The 14,590-nt window shown below is 67.6% G+C and carries 20 protein-coding genes and 1 tRNA gene; 11 read left to right on the top strand and 10 right to left on the bottom strand.

Going from position 1 to position 14,590, the window contains the following annotated elements; translation table 11 throughout:
* The first annotated feature begins 39 nt into the window (after positions 1-39).
* Complete coding sequence (locus tag FQU85_RS10800; protein WP_145847765.1) at positions 40-519, top strand: DUF5797 family protein; 480 nt, start codon at positions 40-42, stop codon at positions 517-519.
* Here the strand turns inward: FQU85_RS10800 and FQU85_RS10795 are convergent.
* On the bottom strand, positions 516-1,499 hold the full coding sequence (locus tag FQU85_RS10795) for a DUF5787 family protein (protein ID WP_145847763.1): 984 nt from the start codon (positions 1,497-1,499) through the stop codon (positions 516-518). The genes FQU85_RS10800 and FQU85_RS10795 overlap by 4 nt on opposite strands.
* A 1-nt stretch (position 1,500) precedes the next feature.
* A complete protein-coding gene (locus FQU85_RS10790) occupies positions 1,501-1,977 on the bottom strand; it encodes a bis(5'-nucleosyl)-tetraphosphatase (protein WP_145847761.1) in 477 nt (158 codons plus the stop codon).
* A 125-nt stretch (positions 1,978-2,102) separates the two neighbouring features.
* Here FQU85_RS10790 and FQU85_RS10785 point away from each other — a divergent pair, with 125 nt between their 5' ends.
* Positions 2,103-2,438, top strand: coding sequence for an uS10/mL48 family ribosomal protein (locus FQU85_RS10785; protein WP_145847760.1), 336 nt, complete (start codon positions 2,103-2,105; stop codon positions 2,436-2,438).
* 312 nt (positions 2,439-2,750) lie between these two features.
* Here FQU85_RS10785 and FQU85_RS10780 read toward each other — a convergent pair whose 3' ends face one another.
* Both FQU85_RS10780 and FQU85_RS10775 read right to left on the bottom strand, forming a co-directional pair.
* Positions 2,751-3,149, bottom strand: coding sequence for an OsmC family protein (locus tag FQU85_RS10780; protein WP_145847758.1), 399 nt, complete (start codon positions 3,147-3,149; stop codon positions 2,751-2,753).
* A gap of 77 nt (positions 3,150-3,226) precedes the next feature.
* On the bottom strand, positions 3,227-3,937 hold the full coding sequence (locus tag FQU85_RS10775) for a metal-dependent hydrolase (RefSeq protein WP_145847755.1): 711 nt from the start codon (positions 3,935-3,937) through the stop codon (positions 3,227-3,229).
* A gap of 99 nt (positions 3,938-4,036) precedes the next feature.
* On the opposite strand from FQU85_RS10775, the gene FQU85_RS10770 reads away from it, so the two are divergent.
* Entirely contained in the window at positions 4,037-4,765 is a 729-nt protein-coding gene (locus tag FQU85_RS10770) for a fumarylacetoacetate hydrolase family protein (RefSeq protein ID WP_145847753.1), read from the top strand.
* Position 4,766: 1 nt separating this feature from the next.
* On the opposite strand, the gene FQU85_RS10765 is transcribed toward FQU85_RS10770, so the two are convergent.
* Entirely contained in the window at positions 4,767-5,135 is a 369-nt protein-coding gene (locus FQU85_RS10765; RefSeq protein WP_206022044.1) for a hypothetical protein, read from the bottom strand.
* 25 nt (positions 5,136-5,160) lie between these two features.
* Positions 5,161-5,616, bottom strand: a complete 456-nt coding sequence (locus FQU85_RS10760; protein WP_145847751.1) for a transporter — start codon at positions 5,614-5,616, stop codon at positions 5,161-5,163.
* A 120-nt stretch (positions 5,617-5,736) separates the two neighbouring features.
* Between FQU85_RS10760 and hisC the strand changes: the two genes are divergently transcribed.
* The 4 genes from hisC to FQU85_RS10740 are packed head-to-tail and all read left to right on the top strand — an operon-like array spanning position 5,737 to position 8,519.
* The gene (hisC, locus tag FQU85_RS10755) at positions 5,737-6,855 is read left to right on the top strand and encodes a histidinol-phosphate transaminase (protein WP_145847749.1); all 1,119 of its coding nucleotides are present in this window, start codon (positions 5,737-5,739) and stop codon (positions 6,853-6,855) included.
* On the top strand, positions 6,852-7,358 hold the full coding sequence (locus FQU85_RS10750; RefSeq protein WP_145847747.1) for an adenylate kinase family protein: 507 nt from the start codon (positions 6,852-6,854) through the stop codon (positions 7,356-7,358). Before hisC ends, FQU85_RS10750 begins: the two co-directional genes overlap by 4 nt.
* Positions 7,355-7,963 carry a CDP-alcohol phosphatidyltransferase family protein gene (locus FQU85_RS10745; RefSeq protein ID WP_145847745.1) on the top strand — a complete coding sequence of 203 codons (609 nt, stop codon included), beginning with the start codon at positions 7,355-7,357 and terminating at the stop codon, positions 7,961-7,963. Before FQU85_RS10750 ends, FQU85_RS10745 begins: the two co-directional genes overlap by 4 nt.
* 43 nt (positions 7,964-8,006) lie before the next feature.
* Positions 8,007-8,519 carry a multiprotein bridging factor aMBF1 gene (locus tag FQU85_RS10740; RefSeq protein ID WP_145847743.1) on the top strand — a complete coding sequence of 171 codons (513 nt, stop codon included), beginning with the start codon at positions 8,007-8,009 and terminating at the stop codon, positions 8,517-8,519.
* Here the strand turns inward: FQU85_RS10740 and FQU85_RS10735 are convergent.
* Positions 8,516-9,970, bottom strand: a complete 1,455-nt coding sequence (locus FQU85_RS10735) for a DHH family phosphoesterase (RefSeq protein ID WP_145847741.1) — start codon at positions 9,968-9,970, stop codon at positions 8,516-8,518. The genes FQU85_RS10740 and FQU85_RS10735 overlap by 4 nt on opposite strands.
* Positions 9,971-10,086: 116 nt before the next feature.
* On the opposite strand from FQU85_RS10735, the gene FQU85_RS10730 reads away from it, so the two are divergent.
* The 3 genes from FQU85_RS10730 (at position 10,087) to FQU85_RS10725 (ending at position 12,382) form a co-directional block, all read left to right on the top strand.
* Positions 10,087-10,160 (top strand) — tRNA-Lys (locus FQU85_RS10730).
* Positions 10,161-10,507: 347 nt separating this feature from the next.
* Positions 10,508-10,654, top strand: coding sequence for a hypothetical protein (locus FQU85_RS13390; RefSeq protein WP_168219979.1), 147 nt, complete (start codon positions 10,508-10,510; stop codon positions 10,652-10,654).
* Between the two features lie 42 nt (positions 10,655-10,696).
* Entirely contained in the window at positions 10,697-12,382 is a 1,686-nt protein-coding gene (locus FQU85_RS10725) for a histidine kinase N-terminal 7TM domain-containing protein (protein WP_168219978.1), read from the top strand.
* Here FQU85_RS10725 and FQU85_RS10720 read toward each other — a convergent pair.
* Positions 12,379-13,335: a hydroxyacid dehydrogenase gene (locus tag FQU85_RS10720; protein ID WP_145847738.1), complete on the bottom strand. Its 957-nt coding sequence runs from the start codon at positions 13,333-13,335 to the stop codon at positions 12,379-12,381. The two genes, FQU85_RS10725 and FQU85_RS10720, sit on opposite strands and share 4 nt — an antisense overlap.
* Positions 13,336-13,395: 60 nt before the next feature.
* A complete protein-coding gene (locus tag FQU85_RS13385; protein ID WP_168219977.1) occupies positions 13,396-13,572 on the bottom strand; it encodes a hypothetical protein in 177 nt (58 codons plus the stop codon).
* 83 nt (positions 13,573-13,655) lie between these two features.
* On the opposite strand from FQU85_RS13385, the gene FQU85_RS10715 reads away from it, so the two are divergent.
* Positions 13,656-14,063 (top strand): hypothetical protein, encoded by a 408-nt coding sequence (locus tag FQU85_RS10715; protein WP_145847736.1) that lies wholly within the window; start codon positions 13,656-13,658, stop codon positions 14,061-14,063.
* On the opposite strand, the gene FQU85_RS10710 is transcribed toward FQU85_RS10715, so the two are convergent.
* On the bottom strand, positions 14,057-14,581 hold the full coding sequence (locus FQU85_RS10710) for an AAA family ATPase (RefSeq protein ID WP_145847734.1): 525 nt from the start codon (positions 14,579-14,581) through the stop codon (positions 14,057-14,059). The two genes, FQU85_RS10715 and FQU85_RS10710, sit on opposite strands and share 7 nt — an antisense overlap.
* Between the last annotated feature and the right edge of the window lie 9 nt (positions 14,582-14,590).

The following is a 14,590-nucleotide window of genomic DNA, read 5'->3' as shown; positions in this document are numbered from 1 at the left end:
TTCAGAAGGCCGAAATACCCCCGCGGCGAGACTTCGGGTATGAGTCTCTCCGAGGAGGCCCGAGAGCGCCTCGCCGACATCGTGGAGCTCCAGCCCACGAAGAACAAGACCCTCCAGGAGCGCTGGGGGATGGGGTCGGGGAGCGAGGTCCACCAGTTCCTCGAGGGCGAACTCAAGGACTACTACTACCGCGACGAGGACAGCCTCATCCGCGCGACGGCGGAGGCCCGCGCTATCGTCACCGGCGAGGAAGTCGGGGAAGACGACCCGCTCCGCGTCCACCTCAGCGACCTCGAACAACAGATTCTGGGCGTGCTCGCCGGCCCCGACGAGCGCTCACAGAGCGTCGTCAGCGTCCTCCACGACCTCGAAAACGAGTTCGACGACGACTTCGACACCGGCGAGGTACGGCGCGCGCTCCGCACGCTCGAACGCAAGGGCGTCGCCGAACTCATCTATCGAACCGTCCCGACGTTCCGCCTCGCCGTCGCCCGTGACGCCGTCGAACTCACGGACTAACGTTCCCGCGCTCTGCGGTCGTCCAGCACGCGCTTGACGGTCTGCCCGGGCCCGCCCTCGATGGGCCAGCCCAGTTGTCGCCACCCCGGCGGCTCCGGCGAGAACTCCGCGCACGACCCCGCGCATTCGCTCGCGGTCTGTTCGCGCCCCTTCGCGTGACAGTACGGCACGTAGCCGTCGCCCGCCCGCCGGACGTCGAAGTAACGGCAGTCGGGCCGCATCGTGTCCGCGTACGACCGCCAGCCTCGCTCGTACGCGCGCTCCGCGAGCCACGACCGGAGCTTCGCCTTCCGCTCGGCGGACACGTACTCGAACTCGCAGGCGCCGCTCCCCCGGTCGAGGATTCTGGTGCCGGGACGCTCGGGGCCGAGCGCGCGCGGGTACCAGCGCACGTCCGGCTCGCCGCCCTCGAACACGAGGATGCCCGCTTCGACCGGCATCTCCTCGGAGAGTACGCGCTCTCCGGACTCGGTGGCCACCCAGACCTCGTCCGCGAGCCCGAGCGCCACGTCCCGCTCCAGTTGGTCGGAGAGCGCGCGCGCCGCCGACGCGTCCAGGTCGGGCTTGTTCTCCACCGCGACGATGCGCTCCACCCAGTCCGGATACGCGTGTTTCCGGCGGAGTTCGATGCGGCCGCCGCGCTTTCGCTTTTCGAGCACGCCGCGGGCCGCGCCGCGGTGGATGGTCTCGCGGACGTACCGCCACGGCACCTCGTCCGCCGGGAGCGCGTCCCGGTAGTACTGCCAGTCCGCGGGCGCGTGCCGGCACACGAACAACAGGTTCGGGTCGAGGCGCTTCCCGCCGAACCGAGCGCGCGCCGCGAACCCCTCGGGGTCGACTTCGAGAATCAGGGTGTCCCAGCGCCGCCGCTGCGTCCCGAGCTGGCGCGCGACGAAGGACGCGGTGTCGCGGTCGTCGAGCGGCCAGTCGGCTTCGAGCGCGGCGCACACGCGGAGTTCGAAACTGAACTCCGCGGGCACGCTACCCTTCCTGTCCGACGCCGGCCTCGCCCTCGGCGTCGGCGTCGGCGTCGTCCACCAGTTCCTCGTCGATGAACTCGTGGGCGTCCCGGAGGATGTCGCGCGGGCCGTCCTGCGTGATAGTGTTCACTGCCTGTTCGTAGTCGCGCCACTGGAGGTCGGAGTGTTCGCTCGACAGTTCTGCCGAGGCCTCGTACGACTTCGCGATGAAGAGGTGAACGGTCTTGTGGATGCGGTCGCCACCTGCCTCGAACACGTAGTCGTAGTCGTCGCGGAAGCCGTCGAGGAGTCTGAAGTCCTCGATACCGGCTTCCTCCTGAACCTCACGGATGGCCGTCTGCTGGAGTTCTTCGTCCCCCTCGACGCCGCCCTTGGGAAACTCCCAATCGCCGGGTCGGCTCTTGAGGAGGAGGTATTCGCGCCGGCCTCGCGTATCCCGAAAGAGGATCGCACCGGCGCTGGTTGCTTCAACCGTCATTACGTAATGTTACTGGACTCCGGGTTAAGTGAATGTCGGACCCGCGCGAGTGCGTGGCACGCGACGGCGAAGGCACACGACTTTTTACGGTGGACTGCATCGTACCGTACTACCCAGTTCCAGCCATGACCTTCGTAACTAAGCTCACGTTCACGAGCGGGGACCGAGACACCCTCGAACGGGTCGTCCGGGACATCCGCGACAACGTACGACGGAAAGGCGCAGAAATCAAGGGCCCGCACTCGGACACGCCCGAGAACTACTACGTCTCCCAGTACAAATCCCTCGACGGAGACGAGTCCGAGCAGTACGGCGCGTGGAACTACACCGTCTACCAGCGCCGCCTCGAAATCCACGGCCACGACGACCTCGCGCGCCGCGTGATGGAGCGCGACCTCCCCGCCAGCATCCGCATGGAAGCGGACATCGAACGCATCCAAGCGGTCGGCTCCACGGCATAATCCTCACGACGTCCCGACCCCACACGTGGGGAGGGTGCGGTCAACCGAATTCGATAGCACCGCGAAACGGCGGTCGTCATCCACGAGTCGCAGTGGTCGCTGACGCTCCGCACAGCGTCTCTGTACCGGAAACGGCGGGCGGTTTCGACAATAGCGGGCGGACGAACGAGTGGTTCGGGAACCCGGTAGTTCGTCCGATTCACTCGGGGCAGAGCCGCGAGTTTTCACCGCCAGAACGCAACGCGTCTCGCGATTAGTGGGGGTTTTGCGGCGAGCGAGTCGCCGAAGCCGACCCCGGGCCGCAAAAAGGCGTTAGAAGGCGTCCGCTTCTGCCGTGATGTCCGCGCGGAGTTCCTCGCGGACGGCGGAGTGGACGTGACAGATGTCCTCGCCGCGTGCGATGAGGTCGTCGAGGTCGTCCTCGGGGACGTCGGCTTCGACCTTGATGTGGAAGCGGATGGCTTCGAGGTCGTCGTCGTCGTCGAGGTCGGCGTCGGCGTCGATCTCGATCTTGCCGAGGTCGTCGTAGTCACGCTGCTGGCCGCCGACGCGGAACGCGGGGATGTAGCAGGACGCGTAGTCCGCGACGAGGGTGGAGTTCGGGTCGGGGCCTTCCTCGCCGGTGGCGTCGACGGTGAGTTCGAAGTCGCCGATTCGCGAGCGCGTGACGAAGCCTTCCTCGGAGGTACTGGTGATGTCGATGTCCGTCATTGCGTTCGAGTGGTCGCCCGGAAAATAGGTAAGCGTTGTCCCTTCGGTACGCACGGCCTGCACTCGCGACGCGAGCCTTAGAGGGTGAAGGTTTCGTCGCCGTCGAGCACGTGCACGTCGGTGTCGCTCCCCGTTGCCTTGACCTCCTTCACGAAGTCGTCGGTGTCGATTTCGATGGGGGGGAAGGTGTCGTAGTGCATCGGGAACGCGTGGTCGACGTCCAGCCAGTCGACGGCGACGGCGGCCTGCCAGGGCCCCATGGTGAAGTGGTCGCCGGCGGGGACGGCGGCGGCGTCGGGTTCGAGGTAGGGCGCGATGACGTCCTTCATCTCGGAGTGCAGGCTGGTGTCGCCGGCGTGGTAGAACGTCGTGGAGTCCGCGTCGGCGACCTGCGTGGGTTTCGTGTCCGAAATCACGAACCCGGCGGGCATCCCGCCGGTGGCGCCGTAGTCGGTGTCGATGCCGTTCGAGTGGTCGGCGCGAACCATCGTGACGAACGCGTCGCCGGCCTCGAAGGTGCCGCCGAGGTTCATCCCGGTGCCGTCCTCGACGCCGTACTCGTCGGTGAGATAGCTGATGATTTCGGGCGTCGCGACGAAGTGCGCGCCGCGGAACCGGTCTGCGTCCGCGATGTGGTCTGCGTGCCCGTGCGTGACGAGAACGTAGTCGGGGTCGAGTTCCTCGGGATCCGTGTCCGTCTTCGGGTTGTCGAAGAACGGGTCGACGAGGAGGGTCGTGTCGCCGACTTCGACGCCCCATGTCGCGTGGCCGTACCAGGTGAGTTCCATTGCGTCTGTTGATACGAACGTCCGGCCCATAAATCGTACCGCCGACTCGGAGTCCGTCGTTTCCACAACGCTTACGCCGCGCGTCTCGAACCCGTAGGTATGCATCACGTCCGATTCCGCGACCCCGCGGGCGCAGTCCGAGACGGCGAGTACCACGGCGACGACGTGTCCTTCGGCGGCCGCACCTACGACATCGACGACGTAGAGGTTCTTCCGCCGACCGACCCCTCGAAGGTCGTCTGCGTCGGCCGGAACTACGCGAAGCACGCCGAGGAGCGCGGCGAGGACGTCCCCGACCGCCCCCTCCTCTTCCTGAAGCCGCCGAACGCCGTCACCGGCCCGGGCGCGACCGTCACCCTCCCCGAGGGCAAGTACTGCGAGCACGAGGCCGAGCTCGCGGTCGTCATCGAGAAGGAGGCGAAGAACGTCGCCGCCGCGGACGCCGAGGAGTACATCGCGGGCTACACCGTCGCTGACGACGTGTCGAACCGGGACGACCAGGACGCGGAGACGAACTGGGTGCGCGGGAAGGCGTTCGACGGCGCGTGCCCGCTCGGCCCCGTGCTCGCCGACCCCGAACACCTCCCCGACGACGCCTCGATTTCGCTCCGCGTGAACGGCGAGACCCGGCAGGAGTCGAGTATCGAGCACTTCATCTTCGATGTTCCGGAGCTCATCGAGGAAATCACGAGCTACCTCACGCTCGAACCCGGCGACGTCGTCATCACGGGGACGCCCGAGGGCGTGAACGAACTCACCGACGGCGACCGCGTGGCGGTCGAAATCGAGGGCGTCGGCACCCTCGAACACACCGTCGAGCGCGCCTGAGTTAGATGCCGGGGACGCCGAACGCGTCGAACTCCTTCTCGAACGTACCGACGGACTCGGCGAACGCGAGCACGACGACCAGCGTGAGCCACGCGACGAGCGTGATGAGCGCGGCGTTCACCCAGCCGCCGGGATACCGGTGTTTGACGACCCAGAGGTAGGTGAGGAACACGAGGACAGGGCCGAGGAGGGGGATCCAGCCGAGGAACGTCGCGGTTATCGCCCAGACGACTGCGCCGACCAGCGCGGTGACGACGGCGTGGCTGTAGTCGTCGACGCCGGCGACGACGCGCCCGCCGACGTAGAGGCCGAACCCGCCGACGAGGAGACTGACGACGAACAGGACGAGACCGCTCGTGAGCGAGGTCATGTGCGGGTAAACGGCGGCCCGCTACTTAAACGAGGTTGCCGGCGAGCGCGGCGGCGTCGAGCAGCAGGAGGACGCCGACGAGCGCGGCCCCGAGGAGGAACGGTCGCGCGTTCTCCGCGGGCGTGCGAACCTTTCCGGAGTCGCTCGCGTCCGTCAGTCGAGCGACCCCGACTTCGACGAGGCCGGTGAGGACGACCCAGAGGACGACCATCGTGAGGACGAGGTGGCTGCTCGGGTCGTCCGGGAACCGGCTCGTGTAGTCGAGAACGACCCAGAGGCCGAGGCCGGAGAGCAGCATCAGCGCGCTCGATAGGCGGTTGACGAGGCTGAGCTTCCCCGCGACGGCGGCGAGCACGCCGGGCGAGGCGTCGCCGGCGCGGCCGAGCGGGACGACTGCGTACGCCGCGAACAGGACGCTGCCCGTCCAGAGCGAGGCGAACACCAGGTGGAACGCGTACAGGGCTGTCTCGGTGAGTGCCATATCGCCCGATGGAGCGGCGGCGACTTGAAACCCGCCGGGACTCGCGTACCGGGGGCGAGCCGTCTCCGTCGCCGACTGGCTGTAGGGAGGCTTAAGGCCGCCCGGGCGCTCGGTTCACCCATGCATCTACGGGACCTCTCCGACCACGTCGAGTACCAGGCGGGTCGGGGAATCGAGGAGGTCGCGCGCGAGCTCGACCGCGACCCCTCGGAGTTCGTCAAACTCGCGTCGAACGAGAACATGTTCGGCCCGAGCCCGCTCGGGGCTGAGGCCGTCCGCGAGAGCGCGACCGACGTCCACCACTATCCGACCGCCGACCACGCCGACCTCGTGGCGCGCATCGCCGAAAAGTGGGGGGTGACGGACGACCAGGTCTGGCTCGCGAACGGCGGCGACGGCGCGCTCGACTACCTCGCGCGCGCCACCCTCGAACCCGACGACAGCGTCCTGGTTCCCTCTCCCGGATTCTCCTACTACGGGATGACCGCGCGCTTCCACCACGGCGACGTCGAAACCTACCCCGTCGAACGCGACGACGGCTTCTCGCTCACCGCCGACGCCGTGCTCGACGCGTACGACGGCGAGCGCGTCGTCTTCCTCACCAGCCCCCACAACCCCAGCGGCGGGCGGTTCACCCTCGACGCCGTCGAGGAAATCGCGGACGCGACCGACGAGGAGACGCTCGTCGTCGTGGACGAGGCGTACGGCGAGTTCACCGACGCGCCGAGCGCAATCGACCTCGTCCGAACCCGCGACGACGTCGCCGGGTCGAACCCGGCGGCCAGTCACGCTCCGCGTGACGATGTTGTGCTGCTACGGACGTTCTCGAAGGCCTACGGACTCGCGGGTCTCCGCCTCGGGTACGCGATAGTGCCCGAAGAGTGGGCTGCGGCGTACCGGCGGGTGAACACGCCGTTCGCGGCGAGCCTCGTCGCGTGTCGCGCCGGCCTCGCAGCGCTGGAGGACGACGAACACGTCGAGCGCACGGTCGAGGCCGCGGCGTGGGCGCGCGAGTACATGACGGAGCACATCGACGCCCGCGTGTTCGAGAGCCACGGGAACTTCGTGCTCGTCGACGTCGGGGACGCCGCGGCGGTCGCGGAGGCGCTCAAGCACCGCGGCGTCATCGTGCGCGACTGCACGAGCTTCGGATTGGACGACTGCATCCGCATCACGTGCGGTACGAAGGCGGAGACGGAGACGGCCGTCGAGGAACTGAACGAGGTGCTCGCGGAGTGAGAGTCGCCGTCACCGGAACCCCCGGAACCGGGAAGACGACGGTCACCGACCTCGTGGACACCGACCTCGACGTGGTTCACCTGAACGACGAAATCCGCGACCGCGGCCTCTACACCGAACGCGACGAGGAACGCGACAGCCTCGTCGTGGACGTGGACGCCGCCCGGGAGTGGCTGGACGGCCGGGACGACGTGCTCGTTGACAGCCACCTCGCGCACTACTTCGACGCGGACGTGTGCATCGTGCTGCGCTGTCACCCGCGCGAACTCGACCAGCGGCTCCGGGAGCGCGGCGAACCAGAACCGAAGGCCCGGGAGAACGCGGAATCCGAGGCGCTCGACGTGATCCTCGCCGAGGCCGTCGCGGAGTTCGGCGAGGGGCGCGTGTACGAGATAGACACGTCGAACCGACCGCCCGAAGAGGTCGCAAGCGACGTGGAAGCCGCTATCGCGGGCGACCGCGACCCGAGCGCCGGCGACCTCGACTTCACCGACTACCTATGACGCTCGACCAGTACCGCTCGCTCGCCTCCCGCATCCTCCGGCCGTTCGTCCGCCTCTCCGTCCGCCTCAACTTCACTCCGGACGGCATCAGCGTCGCCGCGTTCGCCCTCGCGGTTCTCGCCGCGGGCGCGTTCTATCGGGCCGGCCCCGGTCCCGACTGGTGGTACGGCGTCGGCGCCGTGCTCGTCCTCCTCAACGGACTGCTCGATCTGCTCGACGGCGCCGTCGCGCGCGAACTCGACACGGACAGCCCCGCCGGCGACCTCCTCGACCACGTCCTCGACCGCTACGCGGACATCGTCATCCTCGCCGGCCTCGCGGCGGGAATCGGACAGTACGCGCTCGGGTTCGCCGCGGTCACCGGCGTTCTGATGACTTCGTACCTCGGCACGCAGACCGAAGCCGTCGGCCTCGAACGACAGTACGGCGGTCTCCTCGGCCGCGCGGATCGCCTCGCGCTCGTCTGCCTCACCGGCGGCATCTCCGTGGTCGTCCCCGTGGTCGCGAACGTGAGCGTGGTCGCGTGGCTGCTCGGCCTGTTCGCCCTCGTCGGACACCTCACCGCCCTCCAGCGATTCCGCGGCGCGTGGCGCGATCTCCGGTAACCGGCGGCGTGCGTTTTAAGCCGCTCCCCCGGCTAGATTCTGTATGGTTCAATGCGAGATGTGTGGCGCGGAGACAGCGTCCCCCAAGACCATCAAGGTCGAGGGCGCTGAACTCGACGTCTGTGACGACTGCGCCGACTTCGGCACCGAAGTGAAGACGGAGTCGTCCTCTTCTACGTCCACCAAGTACTCCACGTCCTCCAGCAGCTCGTCCGGCGGCTCCGGCGGCTCCGCCGGCGGCTCCTCGAAGACGCGCCGCCGTGACATGTTCGACGAGATGGAGGAGGTCGCGTCCGACTACGACGACCGCATCCGGAACGCCCGCGAGTCCGCCGGCCTCAGTCAGGAGGAACTCGCGAAGGAAATCAGCGAGAAAGCCAGTCTGGTTCGGAAGCTCGAACGCGGCGCGATGCTCCCGAGCGACAGCGTCCAGAAGAAACTCGAAAAACGCCTCTCGATCACGCTCACCGAGTCGTCGAGCACCGACGACGACTGGGAGTCCGAGAGTGGGGGATCCGGTCTCACCCTCGGCGACATGGTCAAGCGGAAGGACTAACCGCCGTTCTGCGCGCCCGTCTCCTGTTCGACACCCATCGCGTCGAACAGTTTTCGCTTCACCGCCTCCTCCGTCAGCGTCAGGAGCGTCTCGCGGTTCTCCTCGGAGGACTCGATGCCCGTGAAGATGCCGAGCGGTATCTCCGCGGACGCTTGCGTCGAGTGTCCCGCGGCCTCTCCAATGTCGGTGAACGCGTCCTGCAGAACCTTCCCGATGTTCAGACGGATGTCCTTCGAGCGCGCCGCGAGATAGATGGTGTCGTCCACGATGCCGAACACCGCCGTCGTCGTGATTCCCTCCAGATTGAGGAGTTGCTGGGCGGCCTGCGCGAGCGCGTCCCGGTCTCGAATGAATCCCGCGTCACTCACGAGGTGGCTTCCCCGGACTTCGCGGTTCGTGATGGCTTCCGCGAGCACGTCCAGCGTCTCCGGGCTCATGTTCGGACTCTCGACCTGCTCGAGCGTGTCGTGGTCGGCGAACGGATACAGATACGCCGCAGCCGTCAAGTCCGCGGGCGTGGTGTCCCGCCGGAAGTCGAGCGTCTCGGTTCGAATCCCGTACAGCAGGGCCGTGGCGACCGCCTGATCGACGCTCAGGTCGAACTCCTGGATGTACTTCGTGAGGATCGTAGAGGTCGAGGAGACGTTCGGCCGAACGTCCACGAACTCCGCCTCGACCTCGCCCTCCGTCTCGTAGTGGTCGATGTAGATGTCCACGTCCACACCGACCTGTAACTCCCCGGCTTTCGCCGGGTCGATGAGCGCGACCGTGTCGTACTCCGAGATGTCCACGCTGTCGTACGCCGTGAGTTCGAGTTCGAGCAGATTCACGAACGCCCGGTTCTCCTGGTGGCCGATGTCGCCGAAGTAGAGGATGTCCGCCTCCGCGCCGAGGTGTTCCGCGATGGATCGCAACGCCGCCGCGGACGCGATGGAGTCCGGGTCGGGGTTGTCGTGCGTCAGTATCGCGAGCTTGCTCGTCGACGCCGTGATGACGTCCGCGAGCTGGCGGGCCTTGTACTCCAGCTCGCCGGATTCGAGCGCCCTGAGCGCCGCGTCCGCGATGACGTTCGACGGATTGATCACCACGTCCGCACCCAGCTCGGTGAGTTCGTCCGCCGTCACCGGGTCGCTCGCGCGCGCGACCACGAACTGGTCTTCGTTCCGCCCCCGGATGTTCTCCACTGCGGCCTCGTTCGCCTCGATGTCCGAGGACATGATGAGCACCACGTCCCGTTCGTCGACGAGCTCCGCGACCTCGTCGTCCCGGATGTCGGCGGCTTGCGCGTTCAAATCTTGATCGCGCAACGCCTCGACGCGCGACTCGTCCTTGTCCACGATGAGCACGTCCTTCCCCCGTTCGACGAGCTCCTCCGCGACGGAGTGCCCGACGCTCCCGCAGCCGAGAATCGCGTACGTGGACATCGACGAAATCGTAGCCCGGCTACTCATGTACGAACGCGTACCCCCCGGCCGTACTTAGTCCTCTCGACAGACCTCGAGAACAACCCACACGCGACCCCCAGAAGGAAACCTATTTTACCGTCCCGCGGATACGAGGAATCACAGGGCCGGTAGCTCAGTTCGGCAGAGCGTCTGACTCTTAATCAGACGGTCGCGTGTTCAAATCGCGCCCGGCCCGCTACCAGACCACTTCTTCCCGAGTCCCCACTATCCCCGGTATGGCGTCGGGGTGCGCGGGTGTGACTCGAGTGGCCGCGGTGTGAGTCCCTCGGGTGGCCCTGTTCGGGTCGACGCGTCCCCGTGATTCCGAGGAGATCACTTAGTACTACTCACTGGCTGTCCCACGCGCGTTCCGCTACTTCGAGCACCTGCTCCGGGATCCGACCCCCGAGTGGTGTCGCGCGCCACTGCGTCCCCTCAGGATCTTCGACGCGGTCGGTGAGTGCTTACCTCGCGCCAGTCGTTTCTGCGATGACCGACCGTGATCTGTCTGGGATCGGCTGCGCGGGTGGCCATACTGGAGGCGTGTCCCCGCTGGAAGTGCGTGCGCGGCGCTCCGGCGGCCTCGCCGGCGTCTGCCTCGAAACACCGCTCCTGTCCGGCATCGGCGGTGGTCGGGCGTTCGTGCTGTCGTCGTACTGGTGGCCGTGTCCGCGCTCAGTCCGTCTGTGACCCGAAGACACATCCCGGATCGCCGTCTGTCTTTGGGTGTTCGTGGTTTCAGTACTGGGGGTCGTCGTGTTGGGGTGCGTGCTCGCGGGTGGGATGAGTTCGCTCGGCCTCGGCGCGTTCCTGCGACGGCATCGTGGACGGGGCGGGGCGTCCTGGTTCATGGGGGCGCTGGCCGCGCAGGGCGTGGCAGCGCTCGGATACAGTGTCGGGCTGTTGGTGTTCGATTCGTTCTGGCGGGCGTTCGCGGAGGCGTGGTTCCTCGGGGTGTTCATCTGGATAGGGCCGTTCTTCCTGGCGTTCGCGCTCGAATACACGGGTCGGAGTGGGGTGCTGGAAACGTGGGCGTTTCGAGGGGTGGTGGCGGCGACGGCGGCGGGGTCGGCGCTCGCGTTGACGCATCCGGGGCACGCGTTGTTGTGGCGGGAGTTCCGGGTGGTGGAGACGCTGGGGCTCGCGGGCGCAACGTACGCGATTCAGCCCGCGGGATACGCGGCGATACTGGTGTGTCTGGCTGCGGTCGCGGTCGCGGTGTTGTTGCTCGTGGAGGCGATGCTGGCGTACGGCCCGCTCTACCGTCGAGAGACGATCGCCGTCGTGCTTAGCACGGTTCCGCCAGCGCTCGGGTTCGTGCACTGGATAACGGGCGCGAGACCGTGGCCGGCACTGAACTTCATCGTGGTGTTACTCGTGGTGCACGTCGCGTTCGACGCGTACGCCTTCGGCGGGACGCACATGTTCGAGACGAATCCGGTGACGCGACGCGCGGCGGAGCGGAACGCGCTCAACGACCTCGACGAACCTGTGCTGGTGCTGGACGCGGACGACCGCGTGGTGGAGGCGAACGGCCGTGCGCGCGCGGCGTTCGGCGTTCCGTCGGCGGACGGACTCCCGGTGGCGTTCGAGACTGTGACGGGACAGTCGCTCGACGAAGCGCGTGAGACGGATGAACTGTCCACGGACGGGCCGAGTGGGGGCGTGTTCGCAGTGTCGTACACGCCGCTCACCGACTCCCGCGGTGGGTCGGTCGGCGGAACCGTCATCCTCTACGACATCTCGGGCGAACGCCAGCGCGAACAAGAACTCACCGTGTTGAACCGCGTACTCCGTCACAACCTCCGGAACAAGATGACCGTAATCCGCGGGCACGCCCAGTCGATCCGCGCTGACCTGAGCGACGACCACCTCGAATCCCAGGTCGATGCCATCGTTGAGTCGGGGGACGACTTGCTCGCGGTCGCGGAGACCGCGCAGGAGTTCCGGCGCGTCCGGGAGCGCGACCGCGACTCCGCGCGCGTCGACCTCGCGGCAGTTGTCCGCAGCGTTCGCGAGGACGTACTGGCGGACTGGCCGGACGCACGCATCGATACTGCGATCGAGGCTGACGACGCTCGTGTCCGGACGGACCGCGCGGTTCTCGAACTGCTTCTGTCGAACCTCGTAGAGAACGCCGTCGCACACGCCGACGACAACCCCAGCGCGGTCGTTCGCGTCCGTGACGCCGCCGACGGCCGGGTGGCGGTCGACGTGCGGGACGACAACAACCGGATTTCGGACGCCGAACTCGCGCCGTTGCGCGCGGGCACCGAAACCCCGCTCAATCACGGGAGCGGCGTCGGCCTCTGGGTCGCGACGTGGTGCGCGGACGCGCTCGGCGCATCCCTCGAGTTCGCGTACGACGACGGGAACGTCGTCACCGTCACGCTCCGCGACCGCCGCGACGAACCCTAGACCGGGTCGTTGAGCGTCGTGTCGGGCCGCCCGCCCCCGTAGACGGTGCGGACGTGGTCGGCGGCGGCGAGGCTGACGGCGCGCGCCGCTTCCGCCGTGAGGCCGGCGTTGTGCTGAGTGAACACCGCGCGCTCCTGGGTCAGGAGCGGGTCGTCCGCGGTCGGCGGTTCCGTCTCGTACACGTCAACGCCAGCGCCCGCGATGTCGCCCGCGTCGAGCGCGTCCACAAGCGCGGCCTCGTCCACGACGCCGCCGCGCGCGGTGTTCACGAGCACGCCGTCGGCGGGGAGCAGTTGGAGTTCCTCGCGGCCGACGGCGTGCCGAGTGTCCTCGGTGAGCGGGACGTGCACGCTCGCGTCGTCCGCCGCCTCGAACACCGCCCGAACCGAGTCCACGAGTTCGACGCGTTCCGGGAGTCCCTCGGGGTCGACGTAGGGGTCGTAGGCGACGCAAGAGACGCCGAACCCGGTGAGGAGGACGGCGAACCGTCGGCCGGCGTTCCCCGCGCCGACCAGACCGACCGTTCGCCCCGAGAGTTCGTGTCCCTCGAAGTCGTGGCGTCGCCAGTCGGCCTGGCGGGTCGCGGCGTCCGCGCGAACGACCTGGCGCTTCGCGGCGAGCAGGAGCGTGAGCGCGTGCTCCGCGACGGCGTTCGTGTTCTTCCCCGGCGTGTTCGCCACGAGCACGCCGTTCCGGGTCGCCGCGTCGATGTCCACGTGGTCGACGCCCGCGCCGTGCTTCACCACCACGCGGAGGCAGTCCGCGGCGTCGAAGAACGCCGCCGTCAGTGGTACCGTGCGCGTGATGGCCGCGTCGAACCGGTCGGCGTCGGCGACCAGCGCAGCCTCATCCGCGTACTCGTCGATGGAGACGAAGGACGCGAAGTCGCGGAGTTCGTCGGGGCCGCTCGGGTCGATGGTCGCCGGCAGGAGCACTGTCCACTTCTCGGACATACGCTCTCCCTCGCGCCGTCCCGCAAAAACGCTCCGCTTCCCCCGAAAAACGAACCGGAGTCAGTAGAGTCGTTCCACGAGCCAGTACGCCAGCCCGCCCGACACGGCCCCCGCGAACAGGCCGACGAGGAGGAGCGGCCAGAACCCGCCCGGAAGAACCACCGGGACGGCGGCGGCTATCGTTATGAAAACCATGATACCTGCAGGGACGGCGAACCCACTTTCGTCCGTGACCATACGCCACGATTCGAGGGGCGGGTATTTTTGTTTGCGGGTTCCCGTTCGGTTCGTTCTTCATCGTGGGGTGCACACTACCGAGTATGAGTCTCGACTCGCTCCCACCGCGACCACTCACGGTTCCGGAGGGGCGCGCGCTGCACCGCTCCGACACGTTCCGGATGGCTGCTCCCGCGTCCGCGTCCTCGAAACGCGGTCGGGACACCCGATTGGTCTCCGCGCTCGTGCTCGTCACCGGCGACACCGTCTACGGCGTCGGCTACGACGTGGCACAAGAGGGCTGGCAGACCGTCTTCCGCGAATCGTACGGCACCGTCGGAGAGGCTGACGACCTCGCCGCCGAGGCGAACGACGACCTCCGCGAGTGGGTCGGCCACCGCGAGGAGTCGTTCGGCGAGGTCGAGGAGGGAATCGAAGCGACCGAAGAGGAAAGCGAACGGGCGCGACTGCTATTCGAACAGTACGACGAAATCGTCGAATCGGGTCAGTAGAGCGCGTCGATAACGCGTTCTCTGGTCTGTGCGGTACTCCCCGAATTGTCGATCGTGATGCAGGAGTCCTCGATTGGCTCGAACTCCTCCTTGTAGAGCTTGTACACGTCGAAGTCCGCGTCGCTCGCGTCCTCGGTTCGCGCGCTGATGCGCTCTCGCACGGTCTCCTCGTCGCACTCCACGCGCACGAGGCGGGCCTGTGCGTCGTGGTCGGCGGCGAGGTCGCGGGCGCGCTCCCGGTGAACCGCGCGCTTAAACGTCCCGTCCACCACGACGGACTCCGCGCGCGCGAGGCAGTCGTTCGCCCGCGAGAACAGTTCGTCGTACACCCGGCGGAGTTCCTCCTCCGTGTACTCGGGGTCGTCGACCACGTCCGTCCGAACGATATCGGTTCGCAGGAGGGTCGCGTCTCCGTCCGCACGCTCCCGAATCGTCTCGGCCACCGTCGTCTTCCCGACGCCCGGCAGCCCGCACACGACCACCAACTCGGGTCTGTCGCCGTCCGATCGCGCACTCATCGTACGAGT

Origin of the sequence: Salarchaeum sp. JOR-1 (assembly GCF_007833275.1) — an archaeon.
GTDB lineage: Archaea > Halobacteriota > Halobacteria > Halobacteriales > Halobacteriaceae > Salarchaeum.
This window is presented reverse-complemented; position numbering and strand designations above follow the sequence as displayed.